General features: G+C 66.6%; 18 protein-coding genes. 11 read left to right on the forward strand and 7 right to left on the reverse strand.

The features are described 5' to 3' along the window. Positions 1-162 precede the first annotated feature (162 nt). From argB to CFB47_RS17670, 4 genes are all read left to right on the forward strand, one after another. Positions 163-1,062 carry an acetylglutamate kinase gene (gene argB, locus CFB47_RS17650; protein WP_006490510.1) on the forward strand — a complete coding sequence of 300 codons (900 nt, stop codon included), beginning with the start codon at positions 163-165 and terminating at the stop codon, positions 1,060-1,062. Next, positions 1,059-1,850, forward strand: a complete 792-nt coding sequence (locus CFB47_RS17655) for a pyrimidine 5'-nucleotidase (RefSeq protein ID WP_089461772.1) — start codon at positions 1,059-1,061, stop codon at positions 1,848-1,850. The genes argB and CFB47_RS17655 overlap by 4 nt, the downstream gene beginning before the upstream one ends. Next, positions 1,817-2,482, forward strand: a complete 666-nt coding sequence (slmA, locus tag CFB47_RS17660; RefSeq protein ID WP_089441258.1) for a nucleoid occlusion factor SlmA — start codon at positions 1,817-1,819, stop codon at positions 2,480-2,482. The genes CFB47_RS17655 and slmA overlap by 34 nt, the downstream gene beginning before the upstream one ends. Positions 2,483-2,748: 266 nt before the next feature. Further along, complete coding sequence (locus CFB47_RS17670; RefSeq protein WP_089457109.1) at positions 2,749-3,894, forward strand: homoserine O-acetyltransferase; 1,146 nt, start codon at positions 2,749-2,751, stop codon at positions 3,892-3,894. 13 nt (positions 3,895-3,907) lie between these two features. Here the strand turns inward: CFB47_RS17670 and CFB47_RS17675 are convergent, their stop codons facing one another. Then, positions 3,908-4,960 (reverse strand): RNA-guided endonuclease TnpB family protein, encoded by a 1,053-nt coding sequence (locus CFB47_RS17675; RefSeq protein ID WP_089461773.1) that lies wholly within the window; start codon positions 4,958-4,960, stop codon positions 3,908-3,910. Between the two features lie 86 nt (positions 4,961-5,046). On the opposite strand from CFB47_RS17675, the gene metW reads away from it, so the two are divergent. The 3 genes from metW to CFB47_RS17690 all read left to right on the forward strand — a co-directional run bounded on the left by metW (position 5,047) and on the right by CFB47_RS17690 (position 8,233). Further along, complete coding sequence (metW, locus tag CFB47_RS17680) at positions 5,047-5,655, forward strand: methionine biosynthesis protein MetW (protein ID WP_006755281.1); 609 nt, start codon at positions 5,047-5,049, stop codon at positions 5,653-5,655. A 123-nt stretch (positions 5,656-5,778) separates the two neighbouring features. Continuing rightward, complete coding sequence (locus tag CFB47_RS17685; RefSeq protein WP_089457110.1) at positions 5,779-7,200, forward strand: AmpG family muropeptide MFS transporter; 1,422 nt, start codon at positions 5,779-5,781, stop codon at positions 7,198-7,200. After that, a complete protein-coding gene (locus CFB47_RS17690; protein WP_373453144.1) occupies positions 7,175-8,233 on the forward strand; it encodes a M48 family metallopeptidase in 1,059 nt (352 codons plus the stop codon). The genes CFB47_RS17685 and CFB47_RS17690 overlap by 26 nt, the downstream gene beginning before the upstream one ends. A gap of 30 nt (positions 8,234-8,263) precedes the next feature. Here CFB47_RS17690 and CFB47_RS17695 read toward each other — a convergent pair whose 3' ends face one another. Continuing rightward, on the reverse strand, positions 8,264-9,208 hold the full coding sequence (locus CFB47_RS17695) for an AraC family transcriptional regulator (RefSeq protein WP_089461774.1): 945 nt from the start codon (positions 9,206-9,208) through the stop codon (positions 8,264-8,266). A gap of 227 nt (positions 9,209-9,435) precedes the next feature. Here CFB47_RS17695 and CFB47_RS17700 point away from each other — a divergent pair, with 227 nt between their 5' ends. Further along, a complete protein-coding gene (locus CFB47_RS17700; protein ID WP_089461775.1) occupies positions 9,436-10,488 on the forward strand; it encodes an NAD(P)-dependent alcohol dehydrogenase in 1,053 nt (350 codons plus the stop codon). A 109-nt stretch (positions 10,489-10,597) separates the two neighbouring features. Here the strand turns inward: CFB47_RS17700 and CFB47_RS17705 are convergent, their stop codons facing one another. The 5 genes from CFB47_RS17705 to gatC form a co-directional block, all read right to left on the reverse strand. Continuing rightward, positions 10,598-11,371 carry an exodeoxyribonuclease III gene (locus CFB47_RS17705; protein ID WP_089457113.1) on the reverse strand — a complete coding sequence of 258 codons (774 nt, stop codon included), beginning with the start codon at positions 11,369-11,371 and terminating at the stop codon, positions 10,598-10,600. A 39-nt stretch (positions 11,372-11,410) separates the two neighbouring features. Beyond that, on the reverse strand, positions 11,411-12,250 hold the full coding sequence (locus CFB47_RS17710) for a polyphosphate kinase 2 family protein (protein WP_089457114.1): 840 nt from the start codon (positions 12,248-12,250) through the stop codon (positions 11,411-11,413). Positions 12,251-12,369: 119 nt separating this feature from the next. Then, positions 12,370-13,845: an Asp-tRNA(Asn)/Glu-tRNA(Gln) amidotransferase subunit GatB gene (gatB, locus tag CFB47_RS17715; RefSeq protein WP_089461776.1), complete on the reverse strand. Its 1,476-nt coding sequence runs from the start codon at positions 13,843-13,845 to the stop codon at positions 12,370-12,372. A 4-nt stretch (positions 13,846-13,849) separates the two neighbouring features. After that, positions 13,850-15,340, reverse strand: a complete 1,491-nt coding sequence (gene gatA, locus CFB47_RS17720) for an Asp-tRNA(Asn)/Glu-tRNA(Gln) amidotransferase subunit GatA (protein WP_089461777.1) — start codon at positions 15,338-15,340, stop codon at positions 13,850-13,852. A 69-nt stretch (positions 15,341-15,409) separates the two neighbouring features. Beyond that, complete coding sequence (gene gatC, locus CFB47_RS17725) at positions 15,410-15,709, reverse strand: Asp-tRNA(Asn)/Glu-tRNA(Gln) amidotransferase subunit GatC (RefSeq protein ID WP_089426585.1); 300 nt, start codon at positions 15,707-15,709, stop codon at positions 15,410-15,412. A gap of 367 nt (positions 15,710-16,076) precedes the next feature. Between gatC and CFB47_RS17730 the strand changes: the two genes are divergently transcribed. The 3 genes from CFB47_RS17730 to mreD all read left to right on the forward strand — a co-directional run bounded on the left by CFB47_RS17730 (position 16,077) and on the right by mreD (position 18,831). Further along, positions 16,077-17,120 carry a rod shape-determining protein gene (locus tag CFB47_RS17730; RefSeq protein WP_004189550.1) on the forward strand — a complete coding sequence of 348 codons (1,044 nt, stop codon included), beginning with the start codon at positions 16,077-16,079 and terminating at the stop codon, positions 17,118-17,120. Positions 17,121-17,245: 125 nt separating this feature from the next. After that, the gene (mreC, locus tag CFB47_RS17735) at positions 17,246-18,322 is read left to right on the forward strand and encodes a rod shape-determining protein MreC (RefSeq protein ID WP_089461778.1); all 1,077 of its coding nucleotides are present in this window, start codon (positions 17,246-17,248) and stop codon (positions 18,320-18,322) included. After that, on the forward strand, positions 18,319-18,831 hold the full coding sequence (gene mreD / locus CFB47_RS17740; RefSeq protein ID WP_009687274.1) for a rod shape-determining protein MreD: 513 nt from the start codon (positions 18,319-18,321) through the stop codon (positions 18,829-18,831). Before mreC ends, mreD begins: the two co-directional genes overlap by 4 nt. Positions 18,832-18,930 lie beyond the last annotated feature (99 nt).

An 18,930-nucleotide genomic window follows, 5' to 3' on the forward strand; every position in this document is an offset into this window, starting at 1 on the left:
GCAGCGTGGCCCACATCGCGCCGCGCCATAGCCGGCGGGCCGCCGCGCGCGGCGCCCGGGCCGCGCCACCGGTGTTCCGGCCCGTCCAAAAACCCGATGCTGCGCTGCGCCACTCCTGTACAATTCGCCGTGTTTCAACCGTTCCCAGCCAGAGCCGCCGCCATGTCCGAGCCCATCGACCTCTCGCAGATCGCCCCCACGCTGAAAGCAGAAATCCTCGCCGAGGCACTGCCGTACATTCGCCGTTACCACGGCAAGACCGTGGTCATCAAATACGGCGGCAACGCGATGACGGAAGAGCGGCTCAAGCAAGGCTTCGCGCGCGACGTGATCCTGCTGAAACTGGTCGGCATCAATCCGGTGATCGTCCACGGCGGCGGTCCGCAGATCGATCACGCACTGAAGAAGATCGGCAAGGCCGGCACCTTCATCCAGGGCATGCGCGTCACCGACGAAGAGACGATGGAAGTCGTCGAATGGGTGCTGGGCGGCGAAGTGCAGCAGGACATCGTGATGCTGATCAACCACTTCGGCGGCCACGCGGTGGGCCTGACGGGCAAGGACGGCGGCCTGATCCATGCGCGCAAGCTGCTGATGCCGGACCGCGACAACCCGGGCCAGTACATCGACATCGGCCAGGTCGGCGAAGTCGAGGCGATCAACCCGGCGGTCGTGAAGGCGCTGCAGGACGACGCGTTCATCCCGGTGATCTCGCCGATCGGCTTCGGTGAGGATGGCCTCTCCTACAACATCAACGCCGACCTCGTCGCAGGCAAGCTCGCCACCGTGCTGAACGCCGAGAAGCTGCTGATGATGACGAACATCCCGGGCGTGATGGACAAGGACGGCAACCTGCTGACCGATCTCTCCGCACGCGAGATCGATGCGCTGTTCGAAGACGGCACGATCTCCGGCGGCATGCTGCCGAAGATCTCGTCGGCGCTCGACGCCGCGAAGAGCGGCGTGAAGTCGGTGCACATCGTCGACGGCCGGATCGAGCACTCGGTACTGCTGGAAATCCTGACCGAGCAGCCGTTCGGCACGATGATCCGCTCGCATTGAGCAAGCGCAGCAAGACCGCCACACCCAACTTGCCGGCCCCGCTGCGGCGCCGGCGCGTGTCGCGCAGCCGGCCCCGCGCCGGCGCGCCGGTGTGGCTGTTCGATCTCGACAACACCCTTCACCACGCATCGCACGCGATCTTTCCCGAGATCAACCGCGCGATGACGCAGTACATCATCGACGCGCTGCAGGTCGAGCGCGCCGAAGCCGACCGCCTGCGCACCGGCTACACCGAGCGCTACGGCGCCGCGCTCCTCGGCCTCACGCGCCATCATCCGATCGACCCGCACGACTTCCTGCGCGTCGTCCACACGTTTTCCGACCTGCCGGCGATGGTGCGCGCCGAGCGCGGCCTCGCGCGCATCGTCGCCGCGCTGCCGGGCCGCAAGCTGATCCTGACCAACGCGCCGGAGAACTATGCGCGCGCGGTGCTGCGCGAGCTGCGCATCGAGCGGCTGTTCGAGCGCGTGATCGCGATCGAGCACATGCGCGACCGCCGCACCTGGCGCGCGAAGCCCGATCACACTATGCTGCGCCGGACGCTGCGTGCCGCGAACGCACGCATGGCCGACACGATCCTCGTCGAAGATACGCGCGGCCACCTGAAGCGCTACAAGCGTCTCGGCATCGGCACGGTATGGATCACGGGGCACCTGCCGGGCCATCTGCCGGTTACCGGACGCCCCCACTATGTCGACCAGCGCATTCGTTCGTTAAAATCGCTGCGACTGGGCACACGATCGGGGCGACAAAAATGCAGCCGACTTACCCGCAGGACCAAGCCGTAAAGGAAGACCAGGCCACACCCACCCGCGCGCGCCCGAAACCGGGCGAGCGCCGCGTGATGATCCTGCAGACGCTCGCGGCAATGCTCGAGGCGCCGAAACCCGAGAAAATCACGACCGCCGCGCTCGCGGCCCGGCTCGACGTGTCGGAAGCCGCGCTGTACCGGCACTTCCCCAGCAAGGCGAAGATGTACGAAGGGCTGATCGAGTTCATCGAGCAGGCCCTCTTCGGGCTCGTCAACCAGATCGTCGCGAAAGAGCCGAACGGCGTGCAACAGGCACGCACGATCGCACTGACGATGCTCAATTTCGCCGCCAAGAACCCCGGCATGACACGCGTGCTGACCGGCGAGGCGCTGGTCGGCGAGGACGAACGGCTCACCGAGCGCGTGAACCAGCTGCTCGACCGCATCGAGGCGACCGTCAAGCAATGCCTGCGCGTCGCGCGCACCGAGGCGAACACGCCGCAGGACGGCGCGCTGCCGTTCGTGCTGCCGGCCGACTACGATCCGGCTGCCCGCGCGAGCCTGCTCGTCAGCTACGTGATCGGCCGATGGCACCGTTTCGCGAAGGGCGGGTTCCAGAAACCGCCGGGCGAACAGGCCGATGCGCATCTGCGGCTGATCCTGCAGTGAGATGACGCGGGCGCGGCGGCCCCACCTCTGCGCCCGAATCCGCGCGCCGCGATTTCCGCTATACTTTGCCGACTGTCGCCCCTCGGGCGGCAGCCAGACACGCGCCGATTTGCTGACTCGATTGCGGGCGCGCGAACCAGCCAGGGCCTTGATTCGTCCTCGCCCGGCGGTTCACTACAAATGCGGCTAAAGAGGTCGTCAGCCGCGCATCTCCGACTCCGCGCATCGCCGACACCATTTAGCTGCCCAGTCATAAGGCGGAACGAATGGAATCGATCGGCATCGTCGCTCCACAGACCATGCACTTCGCCGAACCGCTGCGCTTGCAAAGCGGCAGCGTGCTCGGCAACTATCAGCTCGTCGTCGAGACGTACGGCGAGCTCAACGCCGCGCGCTCGAACGCGGTGCTCGTCTGCCACGCGCTCAACGCGTCGCACCACGTCGCCGGCGTCTACGCGGACGATCCGCGCAGCACCGGCTGGTGGGACAACATGGTCGGCCCGGGCAAGCCGCTCGACACCAACCGCTTCTTCGTGATCGGCGTGAACAACCTCGGCTCGTGCTTCGGCTCGACCGGCCCGATGAGCGTCGACCCGTCCACCGGCAAGCCGTACGGCGCAAGCTTTCCGGTCGTCACCGTCGAGGACTGGGTGCACGCGCAGGCGCGCGTCGCGGATGCGTTCGGCATCGAGCGCTTCGCCGCCGTGATGGGCGGCAGTCTCGGCGGGATGCAGGCGCTCGCGTGGAGCCTGATGTATCCGGAGCGCGTCGCGCACTGTATCGACATCGCGTCGACGCCGAAGCTGTCCGCGCAGAACATCGCGTTCAACGAGGTCGCGCGCTCGGCGATCCTGTCCGATCCCGATTTCCACGGCGGCGACTACTACGCGCACGGCGTGAAGCCGAAGCGCGGCCTGCGCGTCGCGCGGATGATCGGCCACATCACGTACCTGTCCGACGACGACATGGCCGAGAAATTCGGCCGTGCGCTGCGCCGCGCCGACGGCGCGCTCGACGCGTACAACTTCAGCTTCGACGTCGAGTTCGAGGTCGAGTCGTACCTGCGCTACCAGGGCGACAAGTTCGCCGACTACTTCGACGCGAACACGTACCTGCTGATCACGCGCGCGCTCGACTACTTCGATCCGGCCAAGGCGTTCGACGGCAACCTGACGGCCGCGCTCGCGCACACGCAGGCGAAATACCTGATCGCGAGCTTCTCGACCGACTGGCGTTTCGCGCCCGCCCGCTCGCGCGAGATCGTGAAGGCGCTGCTCGACAACAAGCGCACGGTCAGCTACGCGGAAATCGACGCGCCGCACGGCCACGACGCGTTCCTGCTCGACGACGCGCGCTATCACAACCTGATCCGCGCGTATTACGAACGAATCGCCAACGAGGTGGGCGCTTGACGTCCTCGCCCGCTTAAAGGGGGGCGATTCCCGCTACCGGCGATGCACGTCCGCATCGGAGAATGTTCAACGCAGCGTTGGTATCACGATCATGCACGACACCACATTCACTGCAGGCCCACTCTCTTATTCGCAGCCCCGCGATACCTTTCGGCCGCGTCGTGCTGTTTTTCGACCCGCACGACGAACAGGACTGGGTAGAACCACTTTCGTCGACTTCCTCGAATGTGACCCCGTGCGCCATCGCTTTGTAACGGAGCTTGTTTCGGAAGGACGACCAGGACGCGTCGTAGACGCTTCTCGCCATCCTGGTCCTGGCGAGTTTCGCAGCCGACACATTGCCAACTGCGATGTAATCGAAGCGCCGCACCAAATCGAGCGCGAGCTTGTGCTGGAAATCGGCACGGGAATTCGCCACCTTGGCATGCAGCTTTGCGATATGCCGTTTGTCCTTTCGCGCCCGCTGCGCTTTCGCGAGCTTTTCCGCCGCGCGTCGGCCGAACCGGTCATTCGGCAACTTCTCGCCGGTCGAAAGTGTGGCGAAGTCTTTCAGGCCGAGATCGATGCCGACGCCGGAACGGATCGGGCGGGCCTGCACATCCGGCATCTCGATCACGATGTTCAGAAACCAGTTGCCACGCGCATCTTGCGCAAAATTGGTTCCGTCTTTGATCTTGCCTTCGGGAAGCGGACGGCTGCTGAACACGCGGAACGTGTTGCCGGCAAAACGAAACGCGTCGCCCTCGCGTTTCAGATCACGGCCCTTCAGCGGCACCCAGCCGAGCGATTTTCTGCCGCGATAGCGCAAGTAAGGTCGTCGGTGCTGGCTCCGCGACTTCGCGTATTGCTCGCAGGTTGCGTTGACGGTGCCGGAGTGAATACAGAGCGCCTTGCTGCTGCCGACCGTCAGCACGTTCAGATCAAAGCCAGTCGGCCACTTCTTGCCCCACTTGAGCGCGTGCTTCTGTGTGTCGTTGCAAAAGTTCCAGACGTAGTTCACCGCACGGCATTGCTTGTTAAGCAGTCCGTTGAGCGACTTCACGCGGTAGCGGTAAACAATAATCATGCTGGTCACTTTAACGTTCGAGTGCCGCCCTTCAAAGGCATTCATTTTCTCCCCGTCCTGAAGGTCGGGACTCTTCGGAGCATCTGATGAACCAGCAAGCGCTGAATTCCCTGTCCGCTCGCGCGGACTTCCGCACGATCGCGCGCTGGGTCGAACCGCGCTCGACGGTGCTCGACCTTGGCTGCGGCGACGGCTCGCTGCTCGCGCTGCTGATGGAAGAACTGGACGTGACCGGCTACGGGATCGAGCTGAACGACGCGGGCGTGCTCGCGAGCGCGAAGAACGGCATCAACGTGATCCAGCAGAACCTGGAAGACGGCCTGCGCCTGTTCGAGGACCACAGCTTCGACATCGCGATCCTGTCGCAGACGTTGCAGACGATTCACCAGACGGCCGCGATCCTGCGCGAAACCGCGCGGGTCGGGCGCGAATGCATCGTGTCGTTCCCGAATTTCGGCTACTGGCCGCACCGGCTGTCGGTGCTGAACGGCCGGATGCCGGTGTCGAAGTCGCTGCCTTACCAGTGGCACAACACGCCGAACGTCCGGGTGCTGACGATCGAGGATTTCGAGGCGCTCGCGCCCGAAGTCGGCGTGACGATCCTCGACCGCGTGGTGCTGCATGAAGGCCAACCGATTCGATGGGGAGCGAACTGGCGTGGTAGTCTTGCTGTCTACCGCGTCAAGCGCAGCTGAGCCGGGGAGCCGTTGACGGACGCCGTCGGCGCGCCCGCACGCACGTGCGGCCGCGCCGCTGCACGACCCGCGCCGCCGCCTGCGCTGCCGCCGCAATCAGTCAACGCTATCCAGTTCCAGCCCATGTCGAAAACGCCACACGAGGCGCCCGCCCTCACCGCTCACGAGGATCACCCCGGCTGGCGCGCCTACCTGAACACGCACATGCTGATCTGCGTGTTCCTCGGTTTCACGTCGGGTCTGCCCCTCTTCACGCTCGTCTACCTCGTGCAGGCATGGCTGCGCTCCGAGGGCGTGAACCTGAAGGAAATCGGCCTGTTCGCGCTGATCCAGTTCCCGTACACGTGGAAGTTCCTGTGGGCGCCGCTGATGGACCGCTACGTCCCGCGCCTGCCCGGCTGGCGGCCGGGCCGCCGGCGCGGCTGGCTGCTGCTCACGCAGCTGCTGGTCGCGGGTGCGATCGCCGCGCTCGGCTTCGTGTCGCCGCGCGACTCGATCTGGACGGTCGCCGCGCTCACCACGCTCGTCGCGTTCTTCGGTGCAAGCGCCGACATCGTGATCGATGCGTACCGCCGCGAGCTGCTGCGCGACACCGAGCAGGGCCTCGGCAACGCGATCCACGTGAACGCGTACAAGCTCGCCGCGCTGATCCCCGGCTCGCTGGCGCTGATTCTGTCCGACCACCTGCCGTGGGACATCGTGTTCGCACTCACCGGCGCGTTCATGCTGCCGGGCATCCTGATGACGCTCGTCGTGCGCGAGCCCGAAGTGGTCGGCGCGCCGCCGCGCAACCTGCGCGACGCGATCGTGCTGCCGTTCCGCGAATTCATCCAGCGCGACGGCTGGGCCGGTGCGCTGCTCGTCATCGCGTTCATCTTCCTGTTCAAGATCGGCGACACGATGGCCACCACGCTGTCGACGTCGTTCTTCCTCGACATCGGCTTCTCGCGCACCGAGATCGGGATCGTCGCGAAGACCACCGCGCTCGTCGCGAGCGTCGCCGGCGGCATCATCGGCGGCATCTGGCTCGTGAAGATCGGCATCGGCCGCGGGCTGTGGATCTTCGGCGCGCTGCAGATGGTGTCGACGCTCGGCTTCGCGTGGCTCGCTCAGCTCGGCCCCGGTTCGCCGGTGCTCGCGATGCTCTACGACTTCACGGTCGCGGCCAGCCACGCGCTCGCTTCGTTCATGTCGGTGTTCGGTATCGAGATCACGCCAAAGCTGAGCCCGATGACGGTTGCCCTCGCGCTCGTCTATGGCTTCGAAACCTTCACGACGGGCCTGACGATGGCCGCGTTCGTCGCGTATATCGCGAGCACGACCGACCCGCGCTATACGGCCACGCAATTCGCGCTGTTCACGAGTCTCGCGTCGGTGCCGCGCACGCTCGCGTCGGCCGCGAGCGGCTTCATCGTCGCGAAGATCGGCTGGTTCGACTACTTCATCGTGTGCACCGCGCTCGCGATTCCCGGCATGCTGCTGCTGTTCAAGATCGCGCCGTGGAACGGGACCGCCCGCAATGGCGAGGCCAGCCGTGCGCAGTAACGGCCGGCACCGCCTCGTGCGCGTTGCGGCTTCGTTGAGCGTCGGCGCCGCGGCGCTCGCCGCGGGGTTCGCCCATGCGACCGACACCGCCGCGGGCTCCGCGCCGGCCGCGGCACCCGCTTCGCCGTCGGCGAATTCAACCCCCGCCGCCCCCGCTCAGCCGCCCACCGCCGAACCCGCGCAGCCGACCGGCGGCGCCGCGTCGACGAAGGCTTATGCGCAGACATCGCAGCAGGTCCGCTACGGCGACACCATTGCCTTCCGCACGCTGATTCCGTCGCCGCTGCTCGAGCAGCTCACCGCGAACGAATACGCGCAGATCGTGCAGGCGGCCGCCGACAGCAACCGCCTGCTGCCGGCGAACCAGCCACGCGTGAAGCGCCTGCGCGCGATCGTCGCGAAGCTCGCGCCGTATTCGGTGAAATGGAACGACCGCGTGAAGAGCTGGGCGTGGGACGTCAACGCGATCCGCTCGCGCGACATTCGCCTGACCTGCCTGCCGGGCGGCAAGGTGCTCGTGTACGGCGGCCTGCTTGATCGCGTCCGCCTGAACGACGACGAGCTCGGCGTGCTGCTCGCGCACGGCATCGCGCATGCGCTGCGCGAACACGCGCGCAGCAACTTCAGCGCGACCTCGCAGACGTCGCTGCGCGCGGCCGCGTTGCCGCCGCTGTTCGGCGTCGGCGAGCCGCTGCCGCAGGCACTGAACCTTGGCGAACGCCTGCAGTCGCTCCATTACGACCCGACCGACGAGACCGAAGCCGACGTGATCGGCGGCGACATCGCCGCACGTGCGGGCTTCGATCCGCGCGCGGCGATCACGTTGTGGGACAAGCTCGCGGTCGCGACACGTGGCAACAAGGCAACGGGCTTCATCTATACGCACCCGTACAGCACCGCCCGCCGCCAGGACCTGCTGAACCGCCTGCCGGATCTCATGCCGCTGTACGCGAAGGCCGTGGGCAAGCGCGTCGACACACTGCCCGACTACGCGGGCATCAGCGCGCAGCGTCGCAAGGTCGTGCGGCGCTGAGCGCCCCGCGCGGCCGGTCGCGACGCCGCCCTACGCATCCACGTCCGCCGCGACCGGCCGCGCGCCGCTTTCGCGCATCCAGCGCACCTCGTCACCCGGGCTGCGGCCGAACAGCCGCTTGAACTCGCGGCTGAACTGCGACGCGCTCGCATAGCCGACGCGCGCGGCCGCCGCACCGGCGCCGAGCCCGTCCTGCACCATCATCAACCGTGCCTGGTGCAGCCGGGCGGCCTTCACGTACTGCATCGGCGACGTCGCCGTCACGTGCTTGAACTGCGCGTGGAACACCGCGAGGCTCATGCCGGCCTCGCGCGCGAGCGTCTCGACGTCGAGGTCGGCCTTCAGGTCCGCATGGATGCGCCGCAGCGCCTTCGCGATGCGGCCGAAGTGATGCTGCTGAACGAGCGCCGCGCGGATCGCGTCGCCCTGCTCGCCCGTCAGCACCCGATACGCGATCTCGCGCATGATCGCGGGGCCCAGCACGCGCGTGTCGTGCGGCGACGCGAGCGCTTCGAGCAGTCGCAGCACGGCATCCGCCAGCGGCGCGTCGAGCGGCGTCGAATCCACGCCGAGCGGCTCGCTGACGGGCGCACCAAGCGTCTCGTCGAGCAGGATCGCGAGCTCGGCGATCACCGCGAGATCCACGCGGATCGAGATCGCGAGAAACGGTTCGTCATGGCTCGCGAAGGTTTCGCATTCGAACGGCAGCGGCACCGACAGCACGAGATACTGCTGCGCGTCGTAGACGAACGAGCGCTCGCCGAGATAGCCGAGCTTGCGCCCCTGGCACACGACGACGATGCTCGGCTCGTACAACACGGGCATGCGCGGCGCCGGACGGCTCACGCGGATGAAGCGCACGCCGTCGAGCGCCGCGAGCGTGTCGCCCTCGTTCGGCGCGAGGCGCGTATGCAGCTCGACCATGCGGCGCTGCACACGGTCGCCCGTCTCGGTGAAAAGGGGCTCGAAGCTCATCTGCGTGGTCCTGTCCGGCAAGAGAATCTGGCTCGCAATGTAGCACCTTGAACGTGTTTTGACGGCTGTTTGCACGCAGTTCGAGAGGAATAGGCAAATCTTCCAGACCTTCGGGTATTTCACTGCGGCGCCGCGCTCCTTACGATGACGTCCTGCCTCGCCGCATCGCCACATGATGCGACGGCAGTCTGTTTCGCCGGATGCTTTCCGGACAAGGAGCCCATCGCATGAGCACTACCTATGCCTACGCGGCGACCGATTCGCGCTCGCCGCTCGCCCCGTTCGAATTCCAGCGTCGCGCGCTGCGCGACCTCGACGTCCAGATCGACGTCCTCTACTGCGGCGTCTGCCACTCGGACCTGCACCAGGCCCGCAACGAATGGCGCAACACGATCTATCCGGTCGTCCCGGGCCATGAAATCGTCGGCCGCGTGACCGCGACCGGCCCGGAAGTAACGCGCTTCAAGGTCGGCGAGCTGGTCGGCGTCGGCTGCCTCGTCGATTCGTGCCGCACCTGCGCGAGCTGCGAAGAAGGCCTCGAGCAATATTGCGAAAACGGCTTCGTCGGCACCTACAACGGCCAGGATCGCGTGACGGGCGACATCACGTTCGGCGGCTATTCGACGCAACTCGTCGTCGACGAGGCGTTCGTGCTGCGCGTGCCCGAGACGCTCGACCCGGCCGGCGCCGCGCCGCTGCTGTGCGCGGGGATCACGACCTACTCGCCGCTGCGGCAGTGGAACGTCGGCCCCGGCAAGAAGGTCGGCATCGTCGGGCTCGGCGGCCTCGGCCACATGGGCGTGAAACTGGCGCGCGCGATGGGGGCGCACGTCGTGCTGTTCACCACGTCGCCGTCGAAGATCGAGGACGGCAAGCGGCTCGGCGCGCACGAAGTCGTGATCTCGAAGGACGAGGCGCAGATGAACGCGCACCTGAACAGCTTCGACTTCATCCTGAACACGGTCGCCGCGCAGCACGACCTGAACCCGTTCCTGCACCTGCTCAAGCGCGACGGCACGATGACGCTGGTCGGCGCGCCGGAGCACGACCATCCGTCGCCGCAGGTGTTCAACCTGATCTTCAAGCGCCGCCGCCTCGCGGGCTCGCTGATCGGCGGGATTGCGGAAACGCAGGAAATGCTCGACTTCTGCGCGGAGCACGGGATCACGTCGGACATCGAAACGATTCCGATGCAGCAGATCAACGCGGCCTACGAGCGGATGCTGAAGAGCGACGTGAAGTACCGGTTCGTGATCGACATGGCGTCGCTCAAGCAGTAAGCGCCGAAGGCGACACGCACGATCGCCGCCCCAAACGAAACGGGCCGCATGTTCGACATGCGGCCCGTTTTCGCCTCCGGCTGCTGCGCGCGCGGCGCAGCGCGGAACGTCACTTCTTGTAGTCGTAGTCCACCGTCAGCGGCGCATGGTCGCTGAACTTGATGTCCTTGAAGATCGACGTGCTTTTCGCGGTGCCGGCCACGCCCGGCGTCGCGATCTGGTAATCGATCCGCCACCCGACGTTCTTCGCATACGCCTGGCCGCGGTTGCTCCACCATGTGTACTGCTCCGGGCGCGGATCGAGCGTGCGGAACACGTCGACGTAGCCGACGTCGTCGAACAGCTTCGTGAGCCACTCGCGCTCTTCCGGCAGGCAGCCCGAGTTCTTCTGGTTGCTCTTCCAGTTCTTGATGTCGATTTCCTTGTGGACGATGTTCACGTCGCCGCACAGGATCACCTCGCGCTTTTTCTTCAGCGCGGCGAGGTGCGGCATGAACTCGTCCATGAAGCGGTACTTCGCCTGCTGGCGCTCCTCGCCGCTCGAGCCGGACGGCACGTACACCGACACGACCGACAGCTTGCCGTAGCGCGCCTCGACATAGCGCCCTTCGGCATCGAATTCGCTGCTGCCGAAGCCGATGATCACGTCATCGGGCTCGCGGCGGCTGTACACGCCCGCGCCGCTGTAGCCCTTCTTCTCGGCGTGGTGGAAATAGCTCTTGAAGCCGTGGGGCTCGACGAATTCGGCCGGCAGGTCGTCGGCCGAGACCTTGATTTCCTGCACGCACACGCAATCGGCGTTCTGTTCGCCGAGCCACTCGAAGAAGCCCTTCTTCGCGGCGGAGCGGATGCCGTTCAGGTTGGCGGTAATCACTCGCATCATGTCGGATTCCGTTGAGTTCGATGTTTTTCAGGGGGCAGCTTAGCGGATCTTCACGCCTTCGAGCTCGGGCTTCGGCGGCGGGAATTCCAGCTTCATGTCGGTCATCGTGCGCAGCAGCAGCTCGGCGATCATCACGTTGCGGTGCGTCTTCGAGTTCGCCGGGATCACGTACCACGGCGCATGCTCGGCGGACGTCGCGGCGAGCGCGTCGCGGTAGGCGGACTGGTACGCGTCCCAGTGCTTGCGCGCGTCGAGATCGGAGATGTCGAACTTCCAGTGCTTGGTCGGATCGTCGATGCGCGCCTGCAGCCGTGCGCGCTGCTCGTCCTTCGAGATGTGCAGGAAGCACTTGATGATCGTCGTGCCGTTCTCGACCAGCATCGTCTCGAAATCGCGGATCTGCCGGTAGCGGCGCTCGCACTCCTTCGCGTCGATCAGGTCGAGCACGCGCGGCACGAGCACGTCTTCATAGTGGCTGCGGTTGAAGATCGCGAGCTCGCCCGCGGCCGGCACCTGCGCATGCACGCGCCACAGGAAGTCGTGCGCGGCCTCGATCGGCGTGGGCGCCTTGAACGGCACGACGCGCAGGCCGAGCGGATCGACCTCGCGGAACACCGCGCGCACGGTGCCGTCCTTGCCGCTGGTATCCATCCCCTGCAGCACGAGCAGCACGCGCTTCTTCTGCTGCGTGTGCAGGCGCTCCTGCTGCACGTCGAGCTCGGTCGACACGGCCGACAGCCGCGCGCGGTCGTCGTCCTTCGAACCGGACGAGAACGGCTTCGCGGCCGGGTCGAACGCATCGAGCTTGAATGCTGCGGCTTCCTTCTCGCGCGTGCTGTACGGCACGCGAAAATCGTCGAGCGACGGTTGTTTCGCCATTCGTTCCTCCGTTGGACGCTGTGGTGCATACGATAACGCATCCACCAAAACGCAACGGGCCGCCCCGATCCGGTTCGGGGCGGCCCGTCGTCATGCGCGGTTCAGGCGCGCGGTCATGCTCAGCCGAGCTTCTTCTTCAGCAGTTCGTTGACCTGCTGCGGATTGGCCTTGCCCTTGGTCGCCTTCATCGCCTGGCCGATCAGCGCGTTGAACGCCTTTTCCTTGCCCGCGCGGAATTCCTCGACCGACTTCGCGTTCGCCGCGAGCACCTCGTCGATGATCGCTTCCAGCGCGCCGGTGTCGGAGATCTGCTTCAGCCCCTTCGCGTCGATGATGCGGTCGGCCGCCCCTTCGTCGTCGGCCTTCTCGTCCCAGATCGTCGCGAAGATTTCCTTCGCGATCTTGTTCGAGATCGTGCCGTCGGCGATGCGCTGCAGCACGAGCGCGAGCTGCGCGGCCGACACCGGAATCGCGTCGATTTCGATGCCGTCACGGTTCAGCTGCGACGAAACGTCGCCCATCAGCCAGTTCGCGGCGATCTTCGCGTTCGCGGTGCCTGCCTTCGCGACCACGGCCTCGAAGTACGCGGCCATCGCCTTGCTCGACGTCAGCACGCCCGCGTCGTACGCGGACACGCCGTATTCGTCGGCGAAGCGCTGCTGCATCGCGGCCGGCAGCTCGGGCATCCCGGACTGCACGCGCTCGATCCAGTCCTGGCCGATCACGAGCGGCATCAGGTCGGGGTCGGGGAAATAGCGGTAGTCGTGCGCGTCTTCCTTGCTGCGCATCGAACGCGTCTCGCGCTTGTCCGGATCGTAGAGGCGCGTTTCCTGCACGACTTCGCCGCCGTCCTCGATCAGTTCGATCTGGCGACGCACTTCGTAGTTGATCGCTTCCTCGAGGAACCGGAACGAGTTCAGGTTCTTGATTTCCGCACGCGTGCCGAACTTCTCCTGGCCGACCGGGCGCACCGACACGTTCGCGTCGCAGCGGAACGAGCCTTCCTGCATGTTGCCGTCGCAGATGCCGAGCCACACGACGAGCCCGTGCAGCGCCTTCGCGTAGGCCACCGCCTCGGCCGCGCTGCGCATTTCCGGCTCGGTGACGATCTCGAGCAGCGGCGTGCCCGCGCGGTTCAGGTCGATCCCCGTCATCCCGGCGAAGTCTTCATGCAGCGACTTGCCCGCATCTTCCTCGAGGTGCGCGCGGGTCAGGTTGACCGTCTTCTCGTACGCTTCCTTGCCGGCCTTCTCGTTGGCGGGCACCTGGATCGTGATCTGGCCGCCCTGCACGACCGGAATCTCGTACTGGCTGATCTGATAGCCCTTCGGCAGATCGGGGTAGAAATAATTCTTGCGCGCGAAGATGCTGCGCGGCGCGATGGTCGAGCCGATCGCGAGGCCGAAGCGAATCGCGCGTTCGACCGCGCCGCGGTTCAGCACCGGCAGCACGCCCGGCAGCGCCAGGTCGACCGGGCAGGCCTGCGTGTTCGGCTCGGCGCCGAACTGCGTCGATGCGCCCGAGAAGATCTTCGAGACGGTCGACAGTTGCGCGTGCGTCTCGAGACCAATAACGACTTCCCACTGAGTAGCCATGTGCTTACACCCCTGCCGGAACTTGCTTGTGCCAGTCGGTCGCGCGCTGGAACGCGTCGGCGACCTGCAGCATCCGGGCTTCGTTGAAATAGTTGCCGATGATCTGCAGGCCGACCGGGCGCTTCGCATTCGCGCCCGCGCCGAAGCCGCACGGCACGCTCATGCCGGGCAGGCCGGCGAGGCTCACCGACAACGTGTAGATATCCGCGAGATACATCTGCACCGGATCGTCGCCCTTCGAGCCGAGATCCCATGCGACCGTCGGCGACGCCGGGCCCATGATCACGTCGCAGGACTTGAACGCTTCCTGGAAATCGTTCGCGATGATGCGGCGGATCTTCTGCGCCTGCAGGTAGTACGCGTCGTAGTAGCCGTGCGACAGCACGTACGTGCCGACCAGGATCCGGCGCTTCACTTCAGGCCCGAAGCCTTCCGCGCGCGACTTCTTGTACATGTCGAGCAGGTCGCCGTACTGCGCGGCGCGGTGGCCGAAGCGCACGCCGTCGAATCGCGACAGGTTCGACGACGCCTCCGCCGGCGCGATCACGTAGTACACGGGGATCGACAGTTCCGTCTTCGGCAGCGACACGGGCACGAGCGTCGCGCCGAGCGCTTCGTATTGCTTGAGCGCCGCGTCGATCGCCGCGCGCACGTCGTCGGCGAGGCCATCGCCGAAATACTCGTTCGGCAGGCCGATGCGCAGGCCCGCGAGCGGCTTGCCCGCGTCGTTGCCGGCCGCCCACGGCTGGCCGAGGTGGCGCGTGAAATCCTCGTCGTCACGCTCGAGGCTCGTCGAGTCGCGCTCGTCGAAGCCGGCCATCCCGTTCAGCAGCAGCGCGCAGTCGGACGCGCTTTGCGCCATCGGGCCGCCCTGGTCGAGCGACGACGCGAACGCGATCATCCCGTAGCGCGACACGCGGCCGTAGGTCGGCTTGATGCCGGTGACGCCCGCGAACGACGCGGGCTGGCGGATCGAGCCGCCGGTGTCGGTGCCGGTCGCGGCCGGCGCGAGGCGCGCGGCCACCGCGGCCGAGCTGCCGCCCGAGCTGCCGCCCGGCACCGCGTTCGTGTCCCACGGGTTCTTCACCGCGCCGAACGCCGAATTCTCGTTGGACGAGCCCATCGCGAACTCGTCCATGTTGGTCTTGCCGAGCGTGACCATGCCGGCCGCCTGCAGGCGGGCGACGACGGTCGCGTCGAACGGGCTCTCGTAATTCGCGAGCATCTTCGAGCCGGCGGTCGAGCGCCAGCCGCGCGTGACGAAGACATCCTTGTGCGCGATCGGCAGGCCGGTGAGCGCGCCGCCCGCGCCGCGCGCGAGCTCGGCATCGGCGGCTTTCGCCTGCGCGAGGGTGAGATCGGCGTCGACGTGGACGAACGCGTTCAGGTCGCGCGCGGCGTCGATCCGTTTCAGGTAGAGCTGCGCGAGCTCGACGGCCGAGCATTCCTTGGCGGCGAGCGCGGCGCGCAGTTCGGTCAGGCTTTTTGCGTGCATTGAGTGGTTTTCCTGGGAATTCTGGGTGGCGCGCGGCGCAAACGCGGCGGCGCGCTTGTCATCGAATGCTTACTCGATCACCTTCGGCACGAGATAGAGGCCGTCCTGGACGGCCGGCGCCGGACGCTGGTTGTCGTCGCGATTGACGACTTCCGTCACGGCGTCGTCGCGCAGGCGCTGCGCGACTGCCTGGATCTGTTCGATCGGGTGGGCGAGCGGCGCGATGCCGGCGGTGTCGACCGCCTGCATCTGCTCGACGAGGCCGAAGAGTTCATTGAGCTGGCCGAGCATGTGCTCGGCGTCGGCGTCGGCCATTTCGAGTCGCGCCAGGTGCGCGATGCGTTTCACATCGGTCAGGGTCAGGGCCATGCGATCACCGGAAAAACAAGGCTGCGCAGCGCATCGAAAGCAGCGCTGCGGCGGGGGGTTGGAGGGTGCGATCCCACCCTCAAAAATCGGGGCCGAAGCGGCAAAAATACCGCCCGTTTCGATTCAAATACCGTGAAATTATAAGGTATCATTACGCGTTCGACCCAAACCCGGCAGCCTTTTCCCGCACCGTTTCGCCCCGCTTCGGCAGGCCGTGCGTGCATCGTGCGATCCCCGGTAGACATCACTCGCAGCTTCGTGCGCCGCGGCGGCCGCTTCCGCCACGCTTCCCGAGGCTGTTATTTTTTCCGCTGCCGCCCTCAGCGCTCGCTATGCAGGGCCGGCCCAGAGCGAAACAGGATTCTGAATGTTCGGTTTTTTGCGCAGCTACTTCTCCAACGATCTCGCGATCGACCTCGGCACCGCAAACACCCTGATCTACATGCGCGGCAAGGGCATCGTGCTCGATGAGCCCTCCGTCGTGTCGATCCGCCAGGAAGGCGGCCCCAACGGCAAGAAGACCATCCAGGCAGTCGGCAAGGAAGCCAAGCAGATGCTCGGCAAGGTGCCGGGCAACATCGAGGCGATCCGCCCGATGAAGGACGGCGTGATCGCCGACTTCACCGTCACCGAGCAGATGATCAAGCAGTTCATCAAGACGGCCCACGAGTCGCGCATGTTCTCGCCGTCGCCGCGCATCATCATCTGCGTGCCGTGCGGCTCGACCCAGGTCGAGCGCCGCGCGATCAAGGAAGCCGCGCACGGCGCCGGCGCCTCGCAGGTCTACCTGATCGAAGAGCCGATGGCCGCTGCGATCGGCGCGGGCCTGCCGGTGTCGGAAGCCACCGGCTCGATGGTCGTCGACATCGGCGGCGGCACGACGGAAGTCGGCGTGATCTCGCTCGGCGGCATCGTGTACAAGGGTTCGGTGCGCGTCGGCGGCGACAAGTTCGACGAGGCGATCGTCAACTACATCCGCCGCAACTACGGGATGCTGATCGGCGAACAGACCGCCGAGGCGATCAAGAAGGAAATCGGCTCCGCGTTCCCGGGCTCCGAAGTCAAGGAAATGGAAGTGAAGGGCCGCAACCTGTCGGAAGGCATTCCGCGCAGCTTCACGATCTCCAGCAACGAAATCCTCGAAGCGCTGACCGATCCGCTGAACCAGATCGTGTCGTCGGTGAAGATCGCGCTCGAACAGACGCCGCCGGAACTCGGCGCCGACATCGCCGAACGCGGGATGATGCTGACGGGCGGCGGCGCACTGCTGCGCGACCTCGATCGCCTGCTGGCGGAAGAAACCGGCCTGCCGGTGCTCGTCGCGGAAGATCCGCTCACCTGCGTCGTACGCGGTTCGGGCATGGCGCTCGAGCGCATGGACAAGCTGGGCAGCATCTTCTCGTACGAGTGATCGTCCAGGCAGTTCCCTGACATGACGCAACCGCGGCGTGGCCGGCTCGCTCGTTTAGAACGAACCGCCGCGCCGTTTGCGCGTCTGAGCATCATTTAACCGATCATTCGCGCCCGGCGCCGACCATGGAATACAGTCCGCCGCCCCTCTTCAAGCAAGGTCCGCCCGCGCTCGCGCGGCTCATCTTCTTCGTTGCCCTCGCCATCGCGCTCCTCGTCTCGGACGCGCGCTTCAGCACGCTCGAAATCGTCCGCGGCGTGCTCGGCACCGTGCTCTATCCGCTGCAGCGCGCCGCGCTCGTGCCGCGCGACCTGTTCATGGGCGCGGCCGACATCGCCGTCACCGGCGCATCGCTGCGCCACGAGAACGACGACCTCCGCAAGCGCAACCTGCAGCTGTCCACTCAAGCCAACCAGGCCGCCGTGCTCACGCAGGAGAACGCGCACCTGCGCGCGGTGCTCGAGCTGCGCCAGCACATCGCGACGCAATCGACGCCGGCCGAGATCCAGTACGACACGAGCGATCCGTTCACGCAGAAGATCGTGATCGGCCAGGGTTCGCAGCAGGGCATCCAGAACGGCGCGCCCGTCGTCAGCGAGAACGGCGTGGTCGGCCAGGTCACGCGCGTGTTCCCGCTGCAGTCCGAAGTCACGCTGGTCACCGACCGCGATCTCGCGATTCCCGTGCAGGTGCTGCGCACCGGCCTGCGCAGCGTGATCTACGGCACGCCGAAGGGCGATTCGCTCGATTTGCGCTTCGTGCCGACCAGCGCGGATCTCGTCGTCGGCGACGAGCTCGTCACGAGCGGCCTCGACGGCGTCTACCCGCCCGGCCTGCCGGTCGCGAAGGTCGTGCGCGTCGACAAGCTCGCCGATACGGCGTTCGCACGCGTGACCTGCGCGCCGATCGCCGCCGTGCGCGGCGCGCGCCAGATGCTCGTGCTGCATTACCAGAACGACATCCCGCCGCGCCCGGCCGAGCCCGATCCGGCCGCCGACAAGAACGCGAAGGGCAAGAAAGGCGCGAAAGCCGCCGCCAAAGGCGAAAAGAGCGAGAAGGCCGACAAGGCTGACGCGAACGCGAAGCCGGCCGCCGCGGCCCAGTCCGGCGCGAAGCCCGCGCCTGCGGCACCGGCCGCGCCGGCCAAGCCCGCCGCCACGCCCGCGAAGCCCGCGGCCGGGCAATCAGGAGCCCAGCGATGAATCGCCCGCAATACATCCTGCAGCCGGTCAATCCGTACTTCATCGTCTTCAGCCTCGCCGCCGCGTTCCTGCTGAACCTGATGCCGTGGGGCCGCCTGCCCGGCGTGCCCGACTTCGTCGCCCTCGTGCTGCTGTTCTGGAACATCCACCAGCCGCGCAAGGTCGGGATGGGCGTCGCGTTCGCGCTCGGCATCCTGATGGACGTGCATGACGCGGGGCTGCTCGGCGAGCATGCGCTCGCCTATACGCTGCTGTCGTACGGCGCGATCACGATCCACCGCCGCGTGCTGTGGATGCCGATCGGCGTGCAGGTGCTGTACGTCACGCCGCTCCTGGTCGTCGCGCAGCTCGTGCCGTTCGTGATCCGCCTCGTGATGGGCGCCGCGTTCCCGGGCTGGCGCTACCTGGTGGACGGCTTCGTCGAAGCCGCGCTGTGGCCGATCGCGAGCCACCTGCTGCTGATGCCGCAACGCCGCCCGGTCGATCCGGACGATACGCGCCCCATCTGAGCCAGGGGCCTGCCTTGAATACCCGCCGCCTCCACGCCCGCCGCGCGCCGCGCTCCGGCGGCACCTCGCCCGCGCCCGCACGGCGTGCGCGTGTCAGAT

Source organism: Burkholderia sp. AU27893 (assembly GCF_002223205.1).
GTDB lineage: Bacteria > Pseudomonadota > Gammaproteobacteria > Burkholderiales > Burkholderiaceae > Burkholderia.

What these genes read in the sequence shown, in the direction of transcription:
- argB (WP_006490510.1), top strand. Translation starts at nt 163, where the DNA reads ATGTCCGAGCCCATCGACCTCTCGCAGATCGCCCCCACGCTGAAAGCA.
- slmA (WP_089441258.1), top strand. Translation starts at nt 1,817, where the DNA reads ATGCAGCCGACTTACCCGCAGGACCAAGCCGTAAAGGAAGACCAGGCC.
- CFB47_RS17670 (WP_089457109.1), top strand. Translation starts at nt 2,749, where the DNA reads ATGGAATCGATCGGCATCGTCGCTCCACAGACCATGCACTTCGCCGAA.
- CFB47_RS17675 (WP_089461773.1), bottom strand. Translation starts at nt 4,960, where the DNA reads ATGATTATTGTTTACCGCTACCGCGTGAAGTCGCTCAACGGACTGCTT.
- metW (WP_006755281.1), top strand. Translation starts at nt 5,047, where the DNA reads ATGAACCAGCAAGCGCTGAATTCCCTGTCCGCTCGCGCGGACTTCCGC.
- CFB47_RS17685 (WP_089457110.1), top strand. Translation starts at nt 5,779, where the DNA reads ATGTCGAAAACGCCACACGAGGCGCCCGCCCTCACCGCTCACGAGGAT.
- CFB47_RS17690 (WP_373453144.1), top strand. Translation starts at nt 7,175, where the DNA reads ATGGCGAGGCCAGCCGTGCGCAGTAACGGCCGGCACCGCCTCGTGCGC.
- CFB47_RS17695 (WP_089461774.1), bottom strand. Translation starts at nt 9,208, where the DNA reads ATGAGCTTCGAGCCCCTTTTCACCGAGACGGGCGACCGTGTGCAGCGC.
- CFB47_RS17700 (WP_089461775.1), top strand. Translation starts at nt 9,436, where the DNA reads ATGAGCACTACCTATGCCTACGCGGCGACCGATTCGCGCTCGCCGCTC.
- CFB47_RS17705 (WP_089457113.1), bottom strand. Translation starts at nt 11,371, where the DNA reads ATGATGCGAGTGATTACCGCCAACCTGAACGGCATCCGCTCCGCCGCG.
- CFB47_RS17710 (WP_089457114.1), bottom strand. Translation starts at nt 12,250, where the DNA reads ATGGCGAAACAACCGTCGCTCGACGATTTTCGCGTGCCGTACAGCACG.
- gatB (WP_089461776.1), bottom strand. Translation starts at nt 13,845, where the DNA reads ATGGCTACTCAGTGGGAAGTCGTTATTGGTCTCGAGACGCACGCGCAA.
- gatA (WP_089461777.1), bottom strand. Translation starts at nt 15,340, where the DNA reads ATGCACGCAAAAAGCCTGACCGAACTGCGCGCCGCGCTCGCCGCCAAG.
- gatC (WP_089426585.1), bottom strand. Translation starts at nt 15,709, where the DNA reads ATGGCCCTGACCCTGACCGATGTGAAACGCATCGCGCACCTGGCGCGA.
- CFB47_RS17730 (WP_004189550.1), top strand. Translation starts at nt 16,077, where the DNA reads ATGTTCGGTTTTTTGCGCAGCTACTTCTCCAACGATCTCGCGATCGAC.
- mreC (WP_089461778.1), top strand. Translation starts at nt 17,246, where the DNA reads ATGGAATACAGTCCGCCGCCCCTCTTCAAGCAAGGTCCGCCCGCGCTC.
- mreD (WP_009687274.1), top strand. Translation starts at nt 18,319, where the DNA reads ATGAATCGCCCGCAATACATCCTGCAGCCGGTCAATCCGTACTTCATC.